General features: G+C 57.2%; 15 protein-coding genes. 6 read left to right on the top strand and 9 right to left on the bottom strand.

What is annotated here, in order from left to right; all coding sequences use genetic code 11:
* Nucleotides 1-3: 3 nt before the first annotated feature.
* Both glgP and AC6I77_RS17750 read left to right on the top strand, forming a co-directional pair.
* Complete coding sequence (gene glgP, locus AC6I77_RS17755) at nt 4-2,451, top strand: glycogen phosphorylase (RefSeq protein ID WP_008926283.1); 2,448 nt, start codon at nt 4-6, stop codon at nt 2,449-2,451.
* A gap of 215 nt (nt 2,452-2,666) precedes the next feature.
* Complete coding sequence (locus tag AC6I77_RS17750; protein WP_497817179.1) at nt 2,667-3,602, top strand: LysR family transcriptional regulator; 936 nt, start codon at nt 2,667-2,669, stop codon at nt 3,600-3,602.
* Here the strand turns inward: AC6I77_RS17750 and mdcH are convergent.
* The 9 genes from mdcH to glpD all read right to left on the bottom strand — a co-directional run bounded on the left by mdcH (nt 3,583) and on the right by glpD (nt 12,510).
* Nucleotides 3,583-4,485, bottom strand: a complete 903-nt coding sequence (mdcH, locus tag AC6I77_RS17745) for a malonate decarboxylase subunit epsilon (protein ID WP_497817178.1) — start codon at nt 4,483-4,485, stop codon at nt 3,583-3,585. The genes AC6I77_RS17750 and mdcH overlap by 20 nt on opposite strands.
* Entirely contained in the window at nt 4,482-5,099 is a 618-nt protein-coding gene (locus AC6I77_RS17740) for a malonate decarboxylase holo-ACP synthase (protein WP_497817177.1), read from the bottom strand. Before AC6I77_RS17740 ends, mdcH begins: the two co-directional genes overlap by 4 nt.
* Nucleotide 5,100: 1 nt before the next feature.
* Nucleotides 5,101-6,060 (bottom strand): AEC family transporter, encoded by a 960-nt coding sequence (locus AC6I77_RS17735; protein ID WP_039660834.1) that lies wholly within the window; start codon nt 6,058-6,060, stop codon nt 5,101-5,103.
* A 135-nt stretch (nt 6,061-6,195) separates the two neighbouring features.
* Nucleotides 6,196-6,996: a biotin-independent malonate decarboxylase subunit gamma gene (gene mdcE, locus AC6I77_RS17730; RefSeq protein ID WP_039660833.1), complete on the bottom strand. Its 801-nt coding sequence runs from the start codon at nt 6,994-6,996 to the stop codon at nt 6,196-6,198.
* Nucleotides 6,996-7,829, bottom strand: coding sequence for a biotin-independent malonate decarboxylase subunit beta (locus AC6I77_RS17725; RefSeq protein WP_497817176.1), 834 nt, complete (start codon nt 7,827-7,829; stop codon nt 6,996-6,998). Before AC6I77_RS17725 ends, mdcE begins: the two co-directional genes overlap by 1 nt.
* Nucleotides 7,822-8,121: a malonate decarboxylase acyl carrier protein gene (gene mdcC, locus AC6I77_RS17720; protein WP_008926277.1), complete on the bottom strand. Its 300-nt coding sequence runs from the start codon at nt 8,119-8,121 to the stop codon at nt 7,822-7,824. The genes AC6I77_RS17725 and mdcC overlap by 8 nt, the downstream gene beginning before the upstream one ends.
* Nucleotides 8,122-8,129: 8 nt before the next feature.
* Nucleotides 8,130-8,990, bottom strand: a complete 861-nt coding sequence (locus tag AC6I77_RS17715) for a triphosphoribosyl-dephospho-CoA synthase (RefSeq protein ID WP_438476563.1) — start codon at nt 8,988-8,990, stop codon at nt 8,130-8,132.
* Nucleotides 8,990-10,645: a malonate decarboxylase subunit alpha gene (mdcA, locus tag AC6I77_RS17710; RefSeq protein WP_003853034.1), complete on the bottom strand. Its 1,656-nt coding sequence runs from the start codon at nt 10,643-10,645 to the stop codon at nt 8,990-8,992. Before mdcA ends, AC6I77_RS17715 begins: the two co-directional genes overlap by 1 nt.
* Nucleotides 10,646-11,004: 359 nt before the next feature.
* The gene (gene glpD, locus AC6I77_RS17705; RefSeq protein ID WP_003853033.1) at nt 11,005-12,510 is read right to left on the bottom strand and encodes a glycerol-3-phosphate dehydrogenase; all 1,506 of its coding nucleotides are present in this window, start codon (nt 12,508-12,510) and stop codon (nt 11,005-11,007) included.
* Between the two features lie 227 nt (nt 12,511-12,737).
* Between glpD and glpE the strand changes: the two genes are divergently transcribed.
* From glpE to malP, 4 genes are all read left to right on the top strand, one after another.
* Nucleotides 12,738-13,064, top strand: coding sequence for a thiosulfate sulfurtransferase GlpE (gene glpE / locus AC6I77_RS17700; protein WP_003853030.1), 327 nt, complete (start codon nt 12,738-12,740; stop codon nt 13,062-13,064).
* A 29-nt stretch (nt 13,065-13,093) separates the two neighbouring features.
* Entirely contained in the window at nt 13,094-13,915 is an 822-nt protein-coding gene (gene glpG / locus AC6I77_RS17695) for a rhomboid family intramembrane serine protease GlpG (protein ID WP_033743324.1), read from the top strand.
* A 30-nt stretch (nt 13,916-13,945) separates the two neighbouring features.
* Complete coding sequence (locus AC6I77_RS17690) at nt 13,946-14,704, top strand: DeoR/GlpR family transcriptional regulator (RefSeq protein WP_003853028.1); 759 nt, start codon at nt 13,946-13,948, stop codon at nt 14,702-14,704.
* A gap of 160 nt (nt 14,705-14,864) precedes the next feature.
* Nucleotides 14,865-17,270, top strand: a complete 2,406-nt coding sequence (gene malP, locus AC6I77_RS17685; protein WP_497817175.1) for a maltodextrin phosphorylase — start codon at nt 14,865-14,867, stop codon at nt 17,268-17,270.

The raw sequence follows: 17,270 nt of genomic DNA, 5'->3' as shown, positions 1-17,270 counted from the left end.
GATATGAACGCACCTTTCACTTACGCCTCACCAACGTTGACGGTTGATGCCTTAAAGCATTCGATTGCCTACAAACTGATGTTTACCATTGGCAAAGATCCCTCTATCGCCAACAAGCACGAGTGGCTCAACGCCTCGCTGCTGGCGGTGCGTGATCGGATGGTTGAGCGCTGGCTGCGTTCCAGCCGTGCCCAGCTCTCTCAGGATGTCCGCCAGGTTTATTACCTGTCGATGGAGTTCCTGATGGGCCGCACGCTGGGGAATGCGCTGCTGGCGATGGGGATTTATGACGATCTCAACCAGGCGCTGGATGAGATGGGGCTGGATCTGGCCGAGCTGATGGAAGAGGAGAACGATCCGGGACTGGGCAACGGCGGTCTCGGTCGCCTGGCGGCCTGTTTCCTCGATTCGCTGGCGACGCTGGGCATGCCGGGCCGTGGCTACGGCATCCGCTATGACTACGGCATGTTCAAACAGAACATCGTGGAAGGTGAGCAGAAAGAGTCTCCGGATTACTGGCTTGAGTATGGTAATCCGTGGGAATTCCAGCGTTTCAATACCCGTTACAAAGTGCGTTTCGGCGGTCGCGTGCAGCATGAAGGCACGAAAGTGCGCTGGCTGGAGACCGAAGAGATTCTGGCGATGGCTTATGACCAGATCATCCCGGGCTTCGACACCGACGCCACCAACACCTTACGACTGTGGGGTGCGCAGGCCAGCAACGAAATCAACCTCGGTAAGTTTAACCAGGGTGATTATTTCGCGGCAGTGGAAGATAAAAACCACTCTGAGAACGTGTCGCGCGTGCTCTATCCGGATGACTCTACCTATTCCGGCCGTGAACTGCGTCTGCGTCAGGAATATTTCCTGGTCTCCGCGACGGTGCAGGACATCCTGAATCGTCACTGGCGGATGCATCAGACCTGGGACAACCTGGCGGACAAAATCGCCATTCACCTCAACGATACCCATCCGGTATTGGCGATCCCTGAACTGATGCGCCTGCTGATTGACGACCATAAGTTCAGCTGGGACAGCGCCTTTGATGTCTGCTGTCAGGTCTTCTCCTATACCAACCATACGCTGATGACCGAAGCGCTGGAGACCTGGCCGGTTGATATGATCGGTAAGATCCTGCCGCGTCACCTCAGCATTATTTTCGAGATTAACGACTTCTTCCTCAAGACCATTCAGGATCACTACCCGGATGATTTGGATCTGCTGTCGCGCATTTCGATCATTGATGAGAACGACGGCCGCCGGATTCGCATGGGCTGGCTGGCGGTTGTGGTCAGTCACAAAGTGAACGGCGTGTCTGAGCTGCACTCCAATCTGATGGTGCAGTCTCTGTTTGCCGATTTCTCGCGCCTCTTCCCAGGGCGTTTCTGTAACAAAACCAACGGTGTGACGCCACGTCGCTGGCTGGCGCTGGCCAACCCGGCGCTGTCAGAGGTGCTGGATGAGGAGATTGGTCGTAACTGGCGCACCGATCTCAGTCAGCTGAGCGAACTGAAAGCGCAGATCGACTATCCGGCGTTTATTGAAAAAGTGGCGGTCGCCAAGCATCAGAATAAGCGCCGCCTGGCTGACTGGGTCGCGAAGAATCTGGACGTGGTGCTCGACCCGAACGCGCTATTCGATGTGCAGATCAAGCGTATTCACGAGTACAAACGCCAGTTACTCAATGTGCTGCATGTGATCACCCGCTACAACCGAATCAAGGCCGATCCGCAGGCGAACTGGGTGCCGCGCGTGAATATCTTTGCCGGTAAAGCAGCATCAGCGTATTACGTTGCCAAGCACATTATTCACCTGATCAACGATGTCGCGAATGTGATCAACAATGATCCGCAGGTGAAGAACAAGCTGAAGGTCGTTTTCATCCCGAACTACAGCGTGAGTCTGGCGCAGATCATCATTCCGGCGGCCGATCTTTCTGAACAGATCTCCACCGCAGGCACTGAAGCCTCCGGCACCAGTAACATGAAGTTTGCGCTGAATGGCGCGCTGACTATCGGTACGCTGGATGGGGCTAACGTTGAGATGCTGGATCACGTTGGTGAAGAGAACATCTTTATCTTCGGGAATACCACGCCACAGGTCGAAGCGCTGCGTAAGAACGGCTATAACCCGCGTGACTATTACGAAGGCGATGAGGAACTGCACCAGGTGCTGACCCAGATTGCTTCAGGTCTGTTTAGTCCGCAGGATCCGGGCCGCTACCGCAATCTGTTCGATTCACTGGTTAACTTCGGCGATCACTATCAGTTACTGGCGGATTATCGCAGCTACGTAGATACCCAGGATAAGGTGGATGCGCTCTACCGTAAGCCGGATGAGTGGCAGCGCCGCGCGGCGAAAAACATCGCCGGAATGGGCTACTTCTCGTCGGACCGTACTATTCAGGAGTACGCTGACGAGATCTGGAATATCTCGCCGGTAAGGTTGTAAGGCTCCTGCAGTAAATTTTGTTTTCTCTGCGGCCGAGGGATCGGCCGCACTCTTCCTCTTTCTGCTTCTCTCCCACGCCACACACCTCTAAAAAATTCAGCCGCTTATCGACTCCGGGCCTGTAAATGCCCGTTGTGCGAGCGTGATCATTACACCCTGGTGAAGAATCGTTACTATGCGGACATGCAAAACGACCCTACAGGCAACCGCAGCCAATGAGTGACAACATTAACCAGGAAATTACCTTCCGTAAGCTCAGCGTCTTCATGATGTTTATGAGCAAAGGCAATATCGCCCGCACGGCGGAAGCGCTGGAGCTGAGCAGCGTCAGCGTGCATCGCGCCCTGCACACGCTGGAAGAGGGCATCGACTGCCCGCTGTTTATTCATAAAGGCCGCAACCTGGTGCCGCTGCCGGCTGCCTGGACGCTGCTGGACTATTGTCGCGACGTGACCACACTGATGGGCAAAGGCATTGAAGAGGCGCGCAAAGTGGCGGGTATCGGCGGGGGTCGCCTGCGGCTTGGCACACTCTACTCGCTGACGCTTGAAACCATTCCCCGCCTGATCATGGGCATGAAGCTGCGTCGTCCAGCCCTGGAGCTTGACCTGACTATGGGGTCGAATCAGATGCTGCTCAATATGCTGGAAGATGACGCGCTGGATGCGATTCTGATCGCCACCGATGAGGGCGAACTCAGTGATGCGCAATTTGAAGTGATTCCGCTGTTCACAGACAGCATCTTTCTGGCCATGCCGGCTGAAGAATCGCAGAGCGAAACCGGACCGGTGGATCTGCGTAATTATGCTGACCGTGATTTTGTCTCACTGGCAGAGGGATTCGCCACTTATGCCGGTTCACAGGAGGCATTTCAGATTGCCGGATTTGAACCGCGCATGGTTACTCAGGTAAATGACATCTTCTCGATGATAAGCCTGGTGCAGGCGGGCGTGGGTCTGGCGCTGATTCCGGGACGGATGAAGAAGGTGTATGAAAATAACATCCAGCTGCTGAGGCTGGCTGAGCCTTACCAGATGCGTCAGCAGATCTCGATTGTCTACTCACATCACCGCGAACGTGACAATGACCTGCTGGCCCTGGCGGCAGAAGGGCGAATGTACGCCCGCAGCCTTACTGATGTAACCGTTTAACGAGATGCAGTGCCACCTCCACGCTGTTACGTTCCAGACAAATCGCTTCGCCCTGCCAGTTCGCCTGACGCGTCAGACCGGTCAGCACACTGCCAGGCGGCATCTCAATGGCCAGTCGGGCGTCACGCTGATTCGCTGCAACCATCGCATCATTCCACTGCACTGTGCGCGCCATATTAAAGGCAAGATCGTCGGCAATTTTCTCCGGCTCCCAAATCACCCGCGCGGTTGAGCCGCTGAGGTAGGCACAATCGGGGCGGGAGAGGGTGACGGACGCAAAGGCGCGAGCCAGTTCGGCGGCGGGTTTATCCAGCAGCGCGCAGTGCGACGGCACGCTCACCGCGAGCTTAATCGCTTTACTGGCTCCCGCATCCAGCGCCCTCTGCGCGACCACTGCCATATCCTCGTCGCGGCCAGCAATCACAATCTGCGTTTCCGCATTGAGGTTCGCGATGTAGGTGTTGCTGCCGGGTAGCAGTTTCTCCAGCTGGCTCAGCGTTAAGCCAGTGATCGCGGTCAGGCCATATCCCTGCGGATACGCCTGCTCCATCAGATCGCCGCGCAGCGCAACCAGCCGCAGAGCGTCGCTGAAATCCAGCGCGCCGGAAATCACCGCCGCAGGAAACGCGCCAATCGATAAACCGCTGACGATATCGGGTTTCACCCTACGGCGGATCAGTTCGCGCGCCCAGGCAACACCTGAAATCAGCAGACAGAGCTGCACGGCGCGGGTGTGGCGCAGTGCATCGGCACTGTCGAGCCGGTCAGCTTCTTCGCCCAGCACCGCACGCACGCGGCTTTTCAGCGCATCGCCCTCAGGCAGATGTTGCAGCATCCCGGCACGCTGGGTGCCCTGGCCGGGGAAGGTAAAGAGTATTTTCATGGATTCTCCCTGCTCCAGGGTGAAGCGGTCAGTATCGGTCCGGTGTCGGTTTTTAACAGCACGCGCTCCTCGCGTAGCCACTCGTTCAGAGCAAAGGCGCCAGACGGCGTTTCCACCTGCGTATCCACCCGGCAGCTCAGCGCGTCGGTCGCTGTCTGCCAGCGTTGCAGCGCATCGCGTGGCAGCGGCTGGGGCGCGCGGATGATGACATCCAGATCGCTGGCGGCGTGCAACACAGGGCATTGCGTTGCCAGCGCATAACCGGTGCTGCCGGTAATGCCCCAGCGCCACGGCCAGGCGGTCTCGCTGAGCGAAATCGCCGCGCTGACAGGCGCATAAGCCGTAAAGGGCGAATCCAGCAGCCGTGTGCGTTCAGCCAGCCATTCTGGCGTCACCACGCGGATAATAGTGTCTGACGTGATCCAGCCAGCGGCGCGTTGCTCACGTCGCTCACCGCGCACGCCAATCAGGATCAAACCGGATTCATGGCGATCGCGCCGCACCACCACCGGCATGTCGGGATGCCAGAACGGGCTGACCCAGCTCTCCTGAATCGTGGCTAAAGCACTGCTGTGTCGCAGCCAGAGCAAATCGTGGGGACGCGGCGCACGCATATTACATTCCTGATGTCAGCGTAATGAACAACGGTAAAGATAAAATACACAGAATTGAGCTTAGCAGCAGCACGGCCTCAGCATCGGGTGACTGCACGCCAAAGCGGTTGCCGAACACCACGCCAAAGAAACCGGCTGACAGCGCTATCATCAGAATAGCGGTGATTGCCACTGACCCGTGAAGTCCCAGCGCAAGCACCAGACCCCAGGCGATAAAGGGCTGAATCAGCAGTTTGGCAACCGTCCCGACGCCGACGATGGCGTTGAGTTTCAGCTGACGTGCGGAGAGGATCACGCCGGTCAGGAACAGCGCGGCGGCGGTGGCTGCCAGCCCCAGCGGCTTAATCGCTGAGATGACCAGCTCCGGCATTCTGAAGCCCAGCGCCGACAACACCACACCCAGCAGCGGGCCAAGAACGATCGGCTTTTTGAGCGAGCGCCACATCAGCACCGGCAGCATGGTCACTGTCGAACCCACATTCTCACCGGCAATGCGCGCTTTTTCCCGTTCCAGAATCAGCAGACAGAAGGGTGTCATCAGCACCGAGCCGCAGGCAATTGAAACCGCAACAGAAAGTGAGGTTGATGAACCTTCTCCCAGTACGCTGCCCAGAATCGGCAGCCCCAGCGCGGCGTAATTGGGCAGGGCGACAGTCAGCGTTAATACCGCAGCATCCTGAGGCGACTTTTTAAACAGGCGGGTCGCCAGGAAATAGAGCGCCACATAGGTTATCCACATCGCCCCGGTTAAGACGACAATCAATGGCGACTGCGCCACGATACCCGACCAGGGTGTCTGAACGGTGGCACTGAACAGCGCAGCGGGCAGCGCAAAATCCATCACGAAAATATTGAGCAGGGAGACATCTCTGTTATTGACCATTCCGGCCTTACCGGCCCAGAAACCTAACAGCATAATGATAAAAATTGGAGCAAGGGCATGAACAATTATGTAAATCATAAATCACCTGTAATTAAGAGAAAAATTCTTTAAAAACAGCGATGTTTATAATTCTGAACACGGCCACTGCTCCGGGGCGCACGTCGCTATGCGCCCCGTCAGACCGGTTTCGGCAGGTTGGTTTTTTTTATGTCATTACCAGGTCGCGCGCATACGTTCGCGAACCAGGGAGGAGCTTTGACGATTAGAGGCGCCAAGGCGGTTTTTCAGGGTAGGATCCTGACGCGCGTCACTGATCGCCTTCTGTAATGCAATCTCAACCATCGCCACATCGGCGTCAGACGGCGTATCAGGATTGGCAACGTTCAGCAGATCAGAGAGCAGACCCAGCGTGGCGAAGTTATTCACGTCATATGCCATTGGGGGAATGGTGGCGGCCAGTTTCTCCAGCGCCTCTAACGAACGCAGTGTGATGCGCGCCGCTGACGCTTTGCCCATGGCATGGACCAGCACGCCCTGATCGTTGAGCGCAATCAGGCGGTTGGCCTGATATCCGTGTGCCAGGAACGCACCGGACATTGCTTTACCCACAATCAGACCAATCACCGGATGACCGTCAAGGCGCGCATTCGCATAGGCGCCTGCTGCACCTGCCAGCGCCTGGTGAATGCCAAACGCCTCTTCGCGGCGACCGTAGGCCTGACTGGGGACGTCGATCACCGCCACAATCGGACGTTTCACAGCGCTGTTTTTGTCAGCTTCCCGCGTTTCATTCACCACTTTCGCCAGCGTCCAGCCTTCCAGCAGACCCACTTCGCCCTGCGCGGCGCGCGGATAGTGGTTTTGGGCATCGGGCACGACGGCGATAAAGCGGACATCTTCGCCATTAAGCTGGCCGTCAGCCACCTGAACAGAGGCGCACAGACCGCTCAGGCGCTGTGCATCAGGTGCAAGTTTTTCCAGCCAGGTTGCACCACGGCTGCTTGTCTGCGTCATTATTTCTCCTCCCGGGCGAAAAGCTGTTTAATCTGCGCGGTGTCCGCCTGCTGGCGGGTATCGAACTGCGTCAGACGTGACAGGAAGTCGTCATACTTATCACTGCGGTTCTGCGCCGGAACGCCCCTGGCAATAAAATCATGCATCGCGGTTTTCACGGCATTGATACCGTCATTCACCAGCGCATCGACCAGGCCACTGGCGTAGCGGATTTCGCCGCCGGTCATGCTCCAGATAAACGGACGATCGCGAGAGTCGTACTCTTCCATTCCCGCTTCCTGCTCAATCACCTGCGGGCCGTTCAGGCCCAGACGGGCTTCACGGGTCACAATCAGATAGCTGCAGAGCGCGGCGGCGATAGACATCCCGCCGAAGCAGCCAACGGTGCCGCTGACGATGCCGATCACCGGGGTGTAGCGACGCAGGTCGACAATCGCCGCATGAATATCGGCAATCGCTGCCAGCCCCAGGTTCGCTTCCTGTAACCTCACGCCACCGGTCTCAAGGCAGAGCACCGCCTGTGTCGGGATGCCGTTGCGATTGTCTTCTGCCGCCAGCTCCAGCGCCGCCGCCATTTTCGCCCCGGAGACTTCACCCATGCTGCCGCCCTGGAAGGTGCCTTCGATGGCGATCACCACCGCAGACTGACCGTTCAGCGTGCCGCGTGCCACGACCATGCCATCATCGGATTGGGGCACCACGCCCTGCGGAGCCAGCCAGGGCGACATGATGCCCTCAAAAGGATCCAGCAGTTCGCGGTAGCTGCCCGCATCCAGCAGCGCATGCGCACGTTCGCGGGCTCGTAATTCAATAAAACTGGCATCGTTACGCATGACTCACCTCCTCAAAAACCTGTTCAATACGAATACGCGCTACGCCCGGTGTCGCACCGAAATCGTGGATAATCATCTCTCCGGCGGGCAGGCCGTTGATTAAGTTCAGGCGGTCAAACAGCGCTTTCCAGCGGGCGTCGCTGTTATCCAGTGAGGTGGTGATATTGACGTTCAGTGTCTGGCCTTCAGTTGCGGTGTACAGCACTTCCATATCACCGGAACCAACGACCCCGGCCAGCGCTCTGCCACTGAGCAGGCGGTTAGCAGGTAGAGATAATGTGATGTGTTCCATAATGGCCTCTAAAAATAAGAATGTTCAGGCGAACAGACCCGATCGATAAACAGCGTTGCGGCCAGCAAATCGGCGGCTCCGCCCGGCGAGGCGTTGAGCGCCAGCATCCGGCGGTCAAGCTGCTGAAGCGCCCTCTGACCCGCCGCTGTACGGCAGCCGCCTGCCAGCAGCACGGCGCGTGCGCCCTGTTGCATGGCGTCGAGTCCGGTCATGCCTGCACGTGACAGCACGCAGGTATCGTTGAGTGAAGTCATGATTGCCATCAGCGCATCCAGCCGGGCTTCGCTCTCACTGGCACCCACCGCACGGCTGATCAGCAACTGCGGCAGCGCCAGCTTCATCACGTGAGGAAATGCCTGTTGCGCCTCTTCGCGTGCGCCGGGTACCTGATAGCGGTGCGTCGCTTTTAACCCTTTGCTGAACACTCTGGGGGCGTGGCTGTCGGGCAGGCTCGCCAGCGCGGCAGCGGTGCGGGCCAGCGTGTCAGCCGTGGCTGTGCCACCCTGCATGGCAGCGGCACTGACCAGCAATCCCAGCGCCCAGATCGCGCCCCGATGGGTGTTCACGCCGCCGGTTGCTGCCATCATCTGCTGTTCGCCATCGCGGCCGAGCCGACCGACTGTTTCGCGCAGGGCGATGTCGGCGGGACGAAGCCAGCTGTGACGGGCCAGCGCCAGAAAGGTGGGCATCAGGCTGTGGGCAGAACGCTCCATCAGCGCCAGCGTCAGATCCCGATGTGCGCCGTTTCCCCGACTGTCTACCAGACCCGGCTTGGGGCTCAGGCGTGCTTCATCAATCAGGCAATCGCGCGCAATCGTCGCCAGATGACTGGCCTGCGCCTCGGCATGAGTCTGTGACAGGAGTTTCATTACCAGCTCCGGAATTTAGCAGGCGGGTTGTACAGGCCATCTGACCATTCAACCAGGTCAGCGACGCTGCCAGCGGCAAGCAGTGAGCGGGTGGCATCGGAGCGACGAATACCCATATCCTCCGGGTAAACCACTTTGCCGCTTTTACGCAGGGCAGCGACGCGTGCTGCATCCACACCCAGACCGATATCGGTAATTCCGGCGACTGCGGCGACCATGGCGCGACGTTCCTCAAGGCTTTCTGCCCGATAGAGATAGGCGATACCTTCCTCGGTCAGCACGTGCGTCACGTCATCGCCGTAGATCATCACCGGCGCCAGTGGCATACCGGAGGATTTCGCCACCTCAACCGCATCGAGGGTTTCAACGAAGGTTGGTTTTGCACCGGCCTGGAAGGTCTCGACCATCTGCACCACCAGTTTTTTACCGCGCTGCATCGGGTCTGGCTCGGTGATCATATTCAGCCAGGCGGGTGTTGCGTGGCGGCGGCCATGGGGATCGTGACCCATGTTTGGCGCGCCACCGAAGCCGGAAAGACGACCACGGGTGACGGTAGAGGAGTTGGCCAGGCCATCAACCTGCAGGGTGGCACCGATAAACATATCGACCGCGTACTGACCTGCCAGCTGACAGAACGCACGGTTAGAGCGCATTGAACCGTCGCTGCCGGTAAAGAAGATGTCGGGACGGGCGCGGATATACTCTTCCATCCCCAGCTCGCCGCCGAAACAGTGCACGCTCTCCACCCAGCCGCTCTCGATGGCCGGGATCAGCGTCGGATGCGGGTTCAGCGCCCAGTGCTTACAGATTTTGCCTTTCAGACCAAGCTGTTCGCCGTAGGTGGGCAGCAGCAGTTCGATCGCGGCGGTGTTAAAACCGATACCGTGGTTAAGCGACTGCACCTGATGCTCGGCGTAGATGCCTTTAATCGCCATCATCGCCATCAGGATATGCTCCTGCTTAATCAGGCGCGGATCGCGGGTAAACAGCGGTTCGATAAAGAACGGTTTATCTGCCACCACGATGTAGTCAATCCAGGAGCCAGGAATATCGACGCGCGGCAGGTCGGTTTCGTCATCGACCAGTTCGTTGACCTGGGCTATCACGATACCGTCACGAAATGCGGCGGCTTCCACCAGCGCCGGGGTATCTTCGGTACTCGGGCCGGTATAAAGGTTGCCTTTGCGGTCGGCTTTATAGCCGGCAATCAGCGCCACATTCGGACTGAGGTCAACGTAGAGACGGGAATAGAGTTCGATATAGGTGTGAATCGCGCCGATTTCCAGCTGACCATCCTGCAACAGCTGAGACATGCGCAGGCTCTGCGGACCGGAGAAGGAGAAGTCGAGTTTGCGGGCAATGCCTTTTTCAAAAATATCGAGATGTTCGCTGCGGCCGACGCTGGGCATAATCATATGCAGGTCGTGAATTTTCGCCGGATTCACCGCCGCCAGGGTGCGGGATAAAAAGTCAGCCTGCTTCTGGTTATTCCCTTCCAGTACCACGCGGTCGCCTGGTGCGATTAACTGTTCAAATGCTTCAACGGCTCTTTCAGCAGGAATAACTTTGCCATCAAGGGGAAAGGAGGCCAGACGACGCGCTTTTTCACTGCGGCGTGTGTTCCACTCCCGGGCAGGCGTTTGGCCTGTGTTCATTTCAACCTCCGGATTTGAATCGCTCTGTTGACGTTTATGCTGAGGGAAGTCTGAGCTTTCTTAAAACGGTGTTCAATTAAGCAAAAAAACGGAACGTTAGATTTAAGGTAACAATGGCGAAAAGGGGGATACGCAGTCAGGATGCGTTGAGTTTACGCGGGGAAGCATGAAGAAAAGGTTGCAGGGGGGCAAAAGCCTGAATCGGTATTCATGATGAACAAAGCCAGTCATACCGGTTTGCTCGATGACAGGCGTTTCTTCTGATGAGGTGTGAGGATGCGGCTGGCCTGAATATTAACCGAATAAGCAGCCAATAAAAAAGCAGGCCGAAGCCTGCTTTCTGTTGTTGTATTGCTCGCTTATGACGCCAGGGACAGTGCCGGTTTGGCTTTGGCCGCCAGCCACTCTGCCACCCGGGCCTGCTGCTCTTTGGTCAGCCACATACCCTGTTTGGTACGACGCCAGATAGCATCGTCAAGCTCACGTACCCATTCATGCTGCACCAGGTAGCGTAACTCCGCCTCATAGAAGTCGTGACCGAAGTTCTCACCCAGATCGTCCAGACTTTTCGCACCCGCCAGCAGGGTTTCAGTGCTGCTGCCGTAAGTGCGTGAGAAGTGGCGCGCCATGTTTTCGGTGATGAACGGATAACGACGACGCAGGCTGACCGCATAATCATCGCTGGTGCCGTTGATATTACCGCCCGGCAACACGCAGTTTTTGGTCCAGGCTGGGCCGGCTTTCGGATAGTACTTCGCCAGTTTCTCCAGCGCATGTTCTGCCAGCTTGCGATAAGTGGTCAGCTTGCCACCAAACACGGAAAGCAGCGGTGCCTGACCGTTATCATCGCGCACATCCAGCGTGTAATCGCGAGTGATCGCCTGCGGCGAATCAGACTCGTCATCGCACAGCGGACGGACACCCGAGTAAGACCAGACGATATCGTCGGCGGTCAGCTGCTTTTTAAAGTGTCCGTTGAACACTTTCAGCAGGTACTCGGTCTCGCTGTCGTCGATATGGACGCTTTTCGGATCGCCTTTGTATTCCACATCGGTGGTGCCGATGATTGAGAACTCATCCATCCAGGGAATGACAAACACGATGCGGTTATCTTCGTTCTGCAGGATATAAGCCTGTTTCTCGGTATGGACGCGCGGCACCACAATATGGCTGCCTTTAATCAGGCGGATACCGTAAGGCGATTTCAGCTTCAGGCTGTCGTCGAACAGCTGTTTGACCCACGGGCCTGCCGCGTTGACCAGACCTTTTGCCTGCCAGGTAAAGGTTTTGCCGGTATCAACATCTTCGGCTTCGACCATCCACAGGCCACCTTCACGCCAGGCGCGGGTGACACGAGTACGGGTACGCACTTCGCCACCATGCTTAACCACTTCCTGCGCATTCAGAACGACCATGCGGGCATCATCTACCCAGCAGTCGGAGTATTCGAATCCGCGCGTGATTTCTGGCTTCAGGGCCGAATCCGCGCCAAATCGCAAACTTTTGCTGCCTGGCAGGCTGGTACGCTTGCCAAGATGGTCATACATGAACAGGCCGGTACGAATCATCCACGCCGGACGCAGATGCGGACGGTGCGGCAAGCGGAAGCGCATCGGAAACGCCAGGTGCGGCGCCATTTTCAGCAGGACTTCGCGCTCGGCCAGTGCTTCACTGACCAGGCGGAATTCGTAGTGTTCAAGGTAGCGCAAGCCGCCATGAATCAGTTTTGAGCTGGCTGAAGAGGTCGCGCAAGCCAAATCCCGCGCCTCCAGCATTAACACCGACAGTCCGCGTCCTGCAGCGTCTGCTGCAATGCCGGCACCGTTGATGCCGCCGCCGATCACGATCAGGTCTTTGGTTTCCACGTCATCTCCTCCGATGTTCGGAATAGTTCTCTTATGTTCGTTTTCGAGCATAATCATAATCGCAAACCAACATTTACGCCAGTCTTTAACCCGGTAAAAACATTTTTGCGTGATATAGCTAACATTCTGCCCACCAAAAAAACAGATAGCCGTAACGATTGTCAGGTTATCGGCGCGGATTATCGGGTTACACTACGCGCTATTGTGATGCTGTTATGAGAGATCCCATGGAAACGTTTGAATGTATTGATGTGCAGCAGGCGCAGGCGCGTCTGGCGCAGGGTGCGCTGCTGGTGGATATCCGTGATCCGCAAAGTTATGCCCTTGGCCATGCGGCGGGCGCGCTGCATCTGACCAACGCCAACCTCAGCGAGTTTGTCAGTGGCGCGGATCAAAGCCTGCCCGTGCTGGTGATGTGCTATCACGGTAATAGCAGCAAAAGTGCGGCGCAGTATCTTCTGGGACAGGGCTTCAGCGCGGCGTACAGCATTGATGGCGGCTTTGATGCCTGGCGTGCCGCCTTCCCTCAGCAGGTTGCCTCTGGCAGTGAATAGCTTGCTGCTCGTCACATGGAGAGTTAATGATGCGCATTACCCAATTTAATCAGCCGCGCATGGCGCAGGCGTTTGTTGACTACATGGCGACGCAGGGCATCACGTTGCGTATCGAGCATGAAAATCACTACGTCATCATGCTGGATGATGAGAGCAAGATTGCAGTGGTCGAAAACGAACTTCAGCAGTTTCTGCACGACCCTAACCATCCGCGCTATCAGGCCGCCAGCTGGCACAGCGGCAAGACTGACAGCGGTTTGCGCTATGAGCGCAGCAATATCTGGGCGAACATCCGCGAGCGTGCCGGTCCGCTGACCATGACCCTGATGGTGCTCTGCATCGCGGTCTTTATTCTGATGCAGGTCATGGGCGATCAGGCCGTGATGGCGTGGCTCTCCTGGCCGGATGCCGACCAGCATCTTCAGGTCTGGCGCTGGTTCAGTCATGCGCTGCTGCACTTTTCACTGCTGCACATCCTGTTTAATCTGATGTGGTGGTGGTATCTCGGCGGCGCGGTTGAAAAGCGTCTGGGCAGCGGCAAACTGTTTGTAATTATGCTGATTTCGGCGCTGCTCAGCGGCTGGCTGCAGGCGAAGTTCAGTGGCATCTGGTTTGGTGGTCTGTCGGGCGTGGTCTATGCCCTGATGGGTTACTGCTGGCTACGCGGTGAGCGCGATCCCGACAGCGGCGTCTATCTTGAACGGGGATTGATCGGTTTTGCGGTGGTCTGGCTGGTGATTGGCTGGTTCGGCGTCTTTGGTCTGGCGATTGCCAACGCGGCGCACGTTGCTGGTCTGGTGGTGGGGCTGGCGATGGCGCTGGTCGATACGCGTAACGTCACGCGTCGATAGACAGGTTTAGCGGGTTAACAGGAGAGGAACGTGAAGCAGACGCAACGTCATGACGCGATTATCGATTTAGTCCGTCGTCAGGGATATGTCAGTACTGAGGAGCTGGTAGATCATTTTGAGGTCAGCCCGCAGACCATTCGTCGCGACCTCAACGATTTGGCCGATCAAAACAAAATTCAGCGCCACCACGGCGGCGCGGCGCTACCTTCCAGCTCTGAGAATACCGCCTGGCACGATCGCAAAATGATGTGGTCAGCGGAAAAAGCGCGGATTGCGCAGCGTGTTGCCAGCCAGATCCCGGATGGCGCTACGCTGTTTATTGATATTGGCACCACGCCGGAAGCGGTGGCGCATGCGCTGCTCAACCACAGCAATTTACGTGTGGTGACCAATAACCTTAACGTCGCGATGCTGTTAATGGGCAAACCCGATTTCCGGGTGATTATCGCGGGCGGTGAAGTGCGCACCCGCGATGGCGCCGTGATGGGGGAAGCGACGCTCGACTTTATTTCTCAGTTCCGGCTCGATTACGGCATCCTGGGGATCAGCGGCATCGACATGGATGGGTCGCTGCTGGAGTTCGACTATCACGAAGTCCGCACCAAACGCGCGATTATAGAAAATTCACGCTGCGCGATGCTGGTGGTGGATCATTCGAAATTTGGCCGAAATGCCATGGTTAACCTTGGCAACATGAGTCTGCTGGATTATCTCTACACCGATAAAATGCCGCCAGCCAGCGTCATGAAAGTGATTGAGCAGCATGAGGTTCACCTCGAACTCTGCTGATTCCTGCGACGCCAGCCACCCGGCTGGCGTTTTTCTTTGATTGTTGTCGCTTTTTCCCCCACTCACGTCTTAACTTAACGGTTGCTGGCACCCGGTTGCCAGCCCGTGCGCTTTCTATTTTTGTTTTGCTTCACCTCATTGCGTAACAGAAGGGAGTGATATGCCGCAGCAAAAATTTAATAAAGCCCGTTTTACCGCTGCTCTGACCCGACAGTGGCAACAGTTGAGTCTCCATTCCGCCCAACAGATGACCTCGCACCAGGCGTGGCAGGCGGTCAGTGCGGCACTGGCAGAACTGCTCGATACCCAGCCGGCACCGCGTCCGGCTAAGCAGCAGCGTCACGTAAATTACCTGTCGATGGAGTTTCTCATTGGTCGTCTGACCGGCAACAATCTGCTGAATCTCGGCTGGTATGACGAGGTCAAAGCGGCGCTGGCTGAGCAGCAACTTGATTTAACCGAATTGCTGGAGCAGGAGATCGACCCGGCACTCGGCAACGGCGGGCTGGGGCGACTCGCCGCCTGCTATATGGATTCGATGGCAACGGTGGGGCAGTCCGCTACCGGCCACGGGCTGAATTATCAGTATGGCCTGTTCCGCCAGTCTTTCGAGGAGGGTAAGCAGATTGAAGCGCCCGATGACTGGCAGCGTGAACGCTATCCGTGGTTTCGTCACAATGCGGCGCTGGATGTGGACGTTGCGATGGGCGGCCGGGTGGAAAAGCGTGAGGATGGCGGTGTACGCTGGCTTCCCGATTTTACGCTGCGTGGTGAGGCCTGGGATTTGCCGGTGACCGGCTACCGCAACGGCGTGACACTGCCGCTGCGCCTGTGGCAGGCCGTGAGTGCGCACCCGTTTGACCTGACGGCCTTTAACGACGGCAATTTCCTTCAGGCGGAGCAGCCTGGTATTGAGGCGGCAAAACTCACCAAAGTGCTCTATCCCAATGACAACCATCAGGCCGGCAAGCGGCTGCGTTTGATGCAGCAATATTTTCAGTGTGCCTGCGCCGTAGCCGACATCCTGCGCCGTCACCATCTGGCGGGCCGCAGCATTCACAGTCTGCCAGACTTCGAGGTGATCCAGCTCAACGATACCCATCCGACCATTGCTATCCCGGAGATGCTGCGTGTGCTGCTGGATGAACATCAGCTAAGCTGGGATGAGGCGTGGCATATCACCAGCCGTTTGTTCGCTTACACCAACCACACGCTGATGCCCGAGGCGCTGGAGCGCTGGGATGAGAAGCTGATGCGCAGCCTGCTGCCGCGCCATATGCTGATTATCAAAGAGATTAATCAGCGGCTGAAAAAGCAGGTGAAACAGCACTGGCCGGATGACAAAGCGATGTGGCACAAGCTGGCGGTGGTGGCGGACGGACAGGTGCGCATGGCCAATCTCTGCGTGGTAAGTGGCTTTGCGGTCAACGGCGTGGCGGCACTGCACTCCCGTCTGGTGGTCAGCGATCTCTTCCCGGAATATCACCAGCTCTGGCCGCAAAAATTCCACAACGTCACCAACGGCATTACGCCGCGTCGCTGGCTGAAGCAGTGTAATCCGGCGCTGGCGGCACTGATTGATGAGACGCTGAAAACGGAGTGGGCCAATAACCTTGATGCGTTAACCGGTCTGGAGCCGTATGCCGACGATCAGGCGTTTCGTCAGCGCTATCGCAGCATCAAACAGCAGAACAAAGCGCAGCTCACAGAGTATATCGCCCGCCATACCGGCATCATCGTGAACCCGGCGGCGCTGTTCGATGTGCAGATCAAACGTCTGCATGAGTACAAGCGCCAGCACCTCAGCCTGCTGCATATCCTCTACTGCTATCAGAAGCTTCTGAACAACCCGGAAGATGTCACCTTCACGCCGCGGGTGTTCCTGTTCGGGGCCAAAGCCGCGCCGGGTTACTACCTGGCAAAAAATATTATCTACGCCATTAACAAGGTTGCGGAGGTGGTGAACAACGACCCGCGGGTGGGTGACAGGCTCAAAGTGGTGTTTATCCCGGACTACCGCATCACCGTGGCTGAACTGATGATCCCGGCGGCCGATCTCTCCGAGCAGATCTCTACAGCCGGTTATGAAGCCTCCGGCACTGGCAACATGAAGCTGGCGCTGAATGGCGCGCTGACCATTGGCACGCTGGATGGTGCGAATGTCGAAATTGCTGAACAGGTGGGTGAGGAGAATATCTTTATCTTCGGTCACACCGTGGATGAGGTGAAGGCGCTCAAAGCGAAAGGCTACAACCCGAAAAAGGTGCGTAAGCATAACAAGCCGCTGGACGATTTACTGAAATCGCTGGAGAAAGGCAAATTCAGCGGCGGGGATAAACATGCGTTTGACCTGATGCTGGAGAGCCTGACCAAAAATGGCGATCCCTGGCTGGTGCTGGCTGATTTTCAGGCCTATGTCGAGGCACAGCAACGGGTGGAAGCCCTGTGGCGTGACCCGGAAGGCTGGACCCGCGCCGCTATCCTCAATACGGCCCGAACCGGCATGTTCAGTTCGGACCGTTCCATTCGTGACTATCAGCAACGTATCTGGCAGGCACCGCGCTAA

The organism is Pantoea sp. X-Soil-ISGK-259 (genome assembly GCF_059730705.1).
This window is presented reverse-complemented; position numbering and strand designations above follow the sequence as displayed.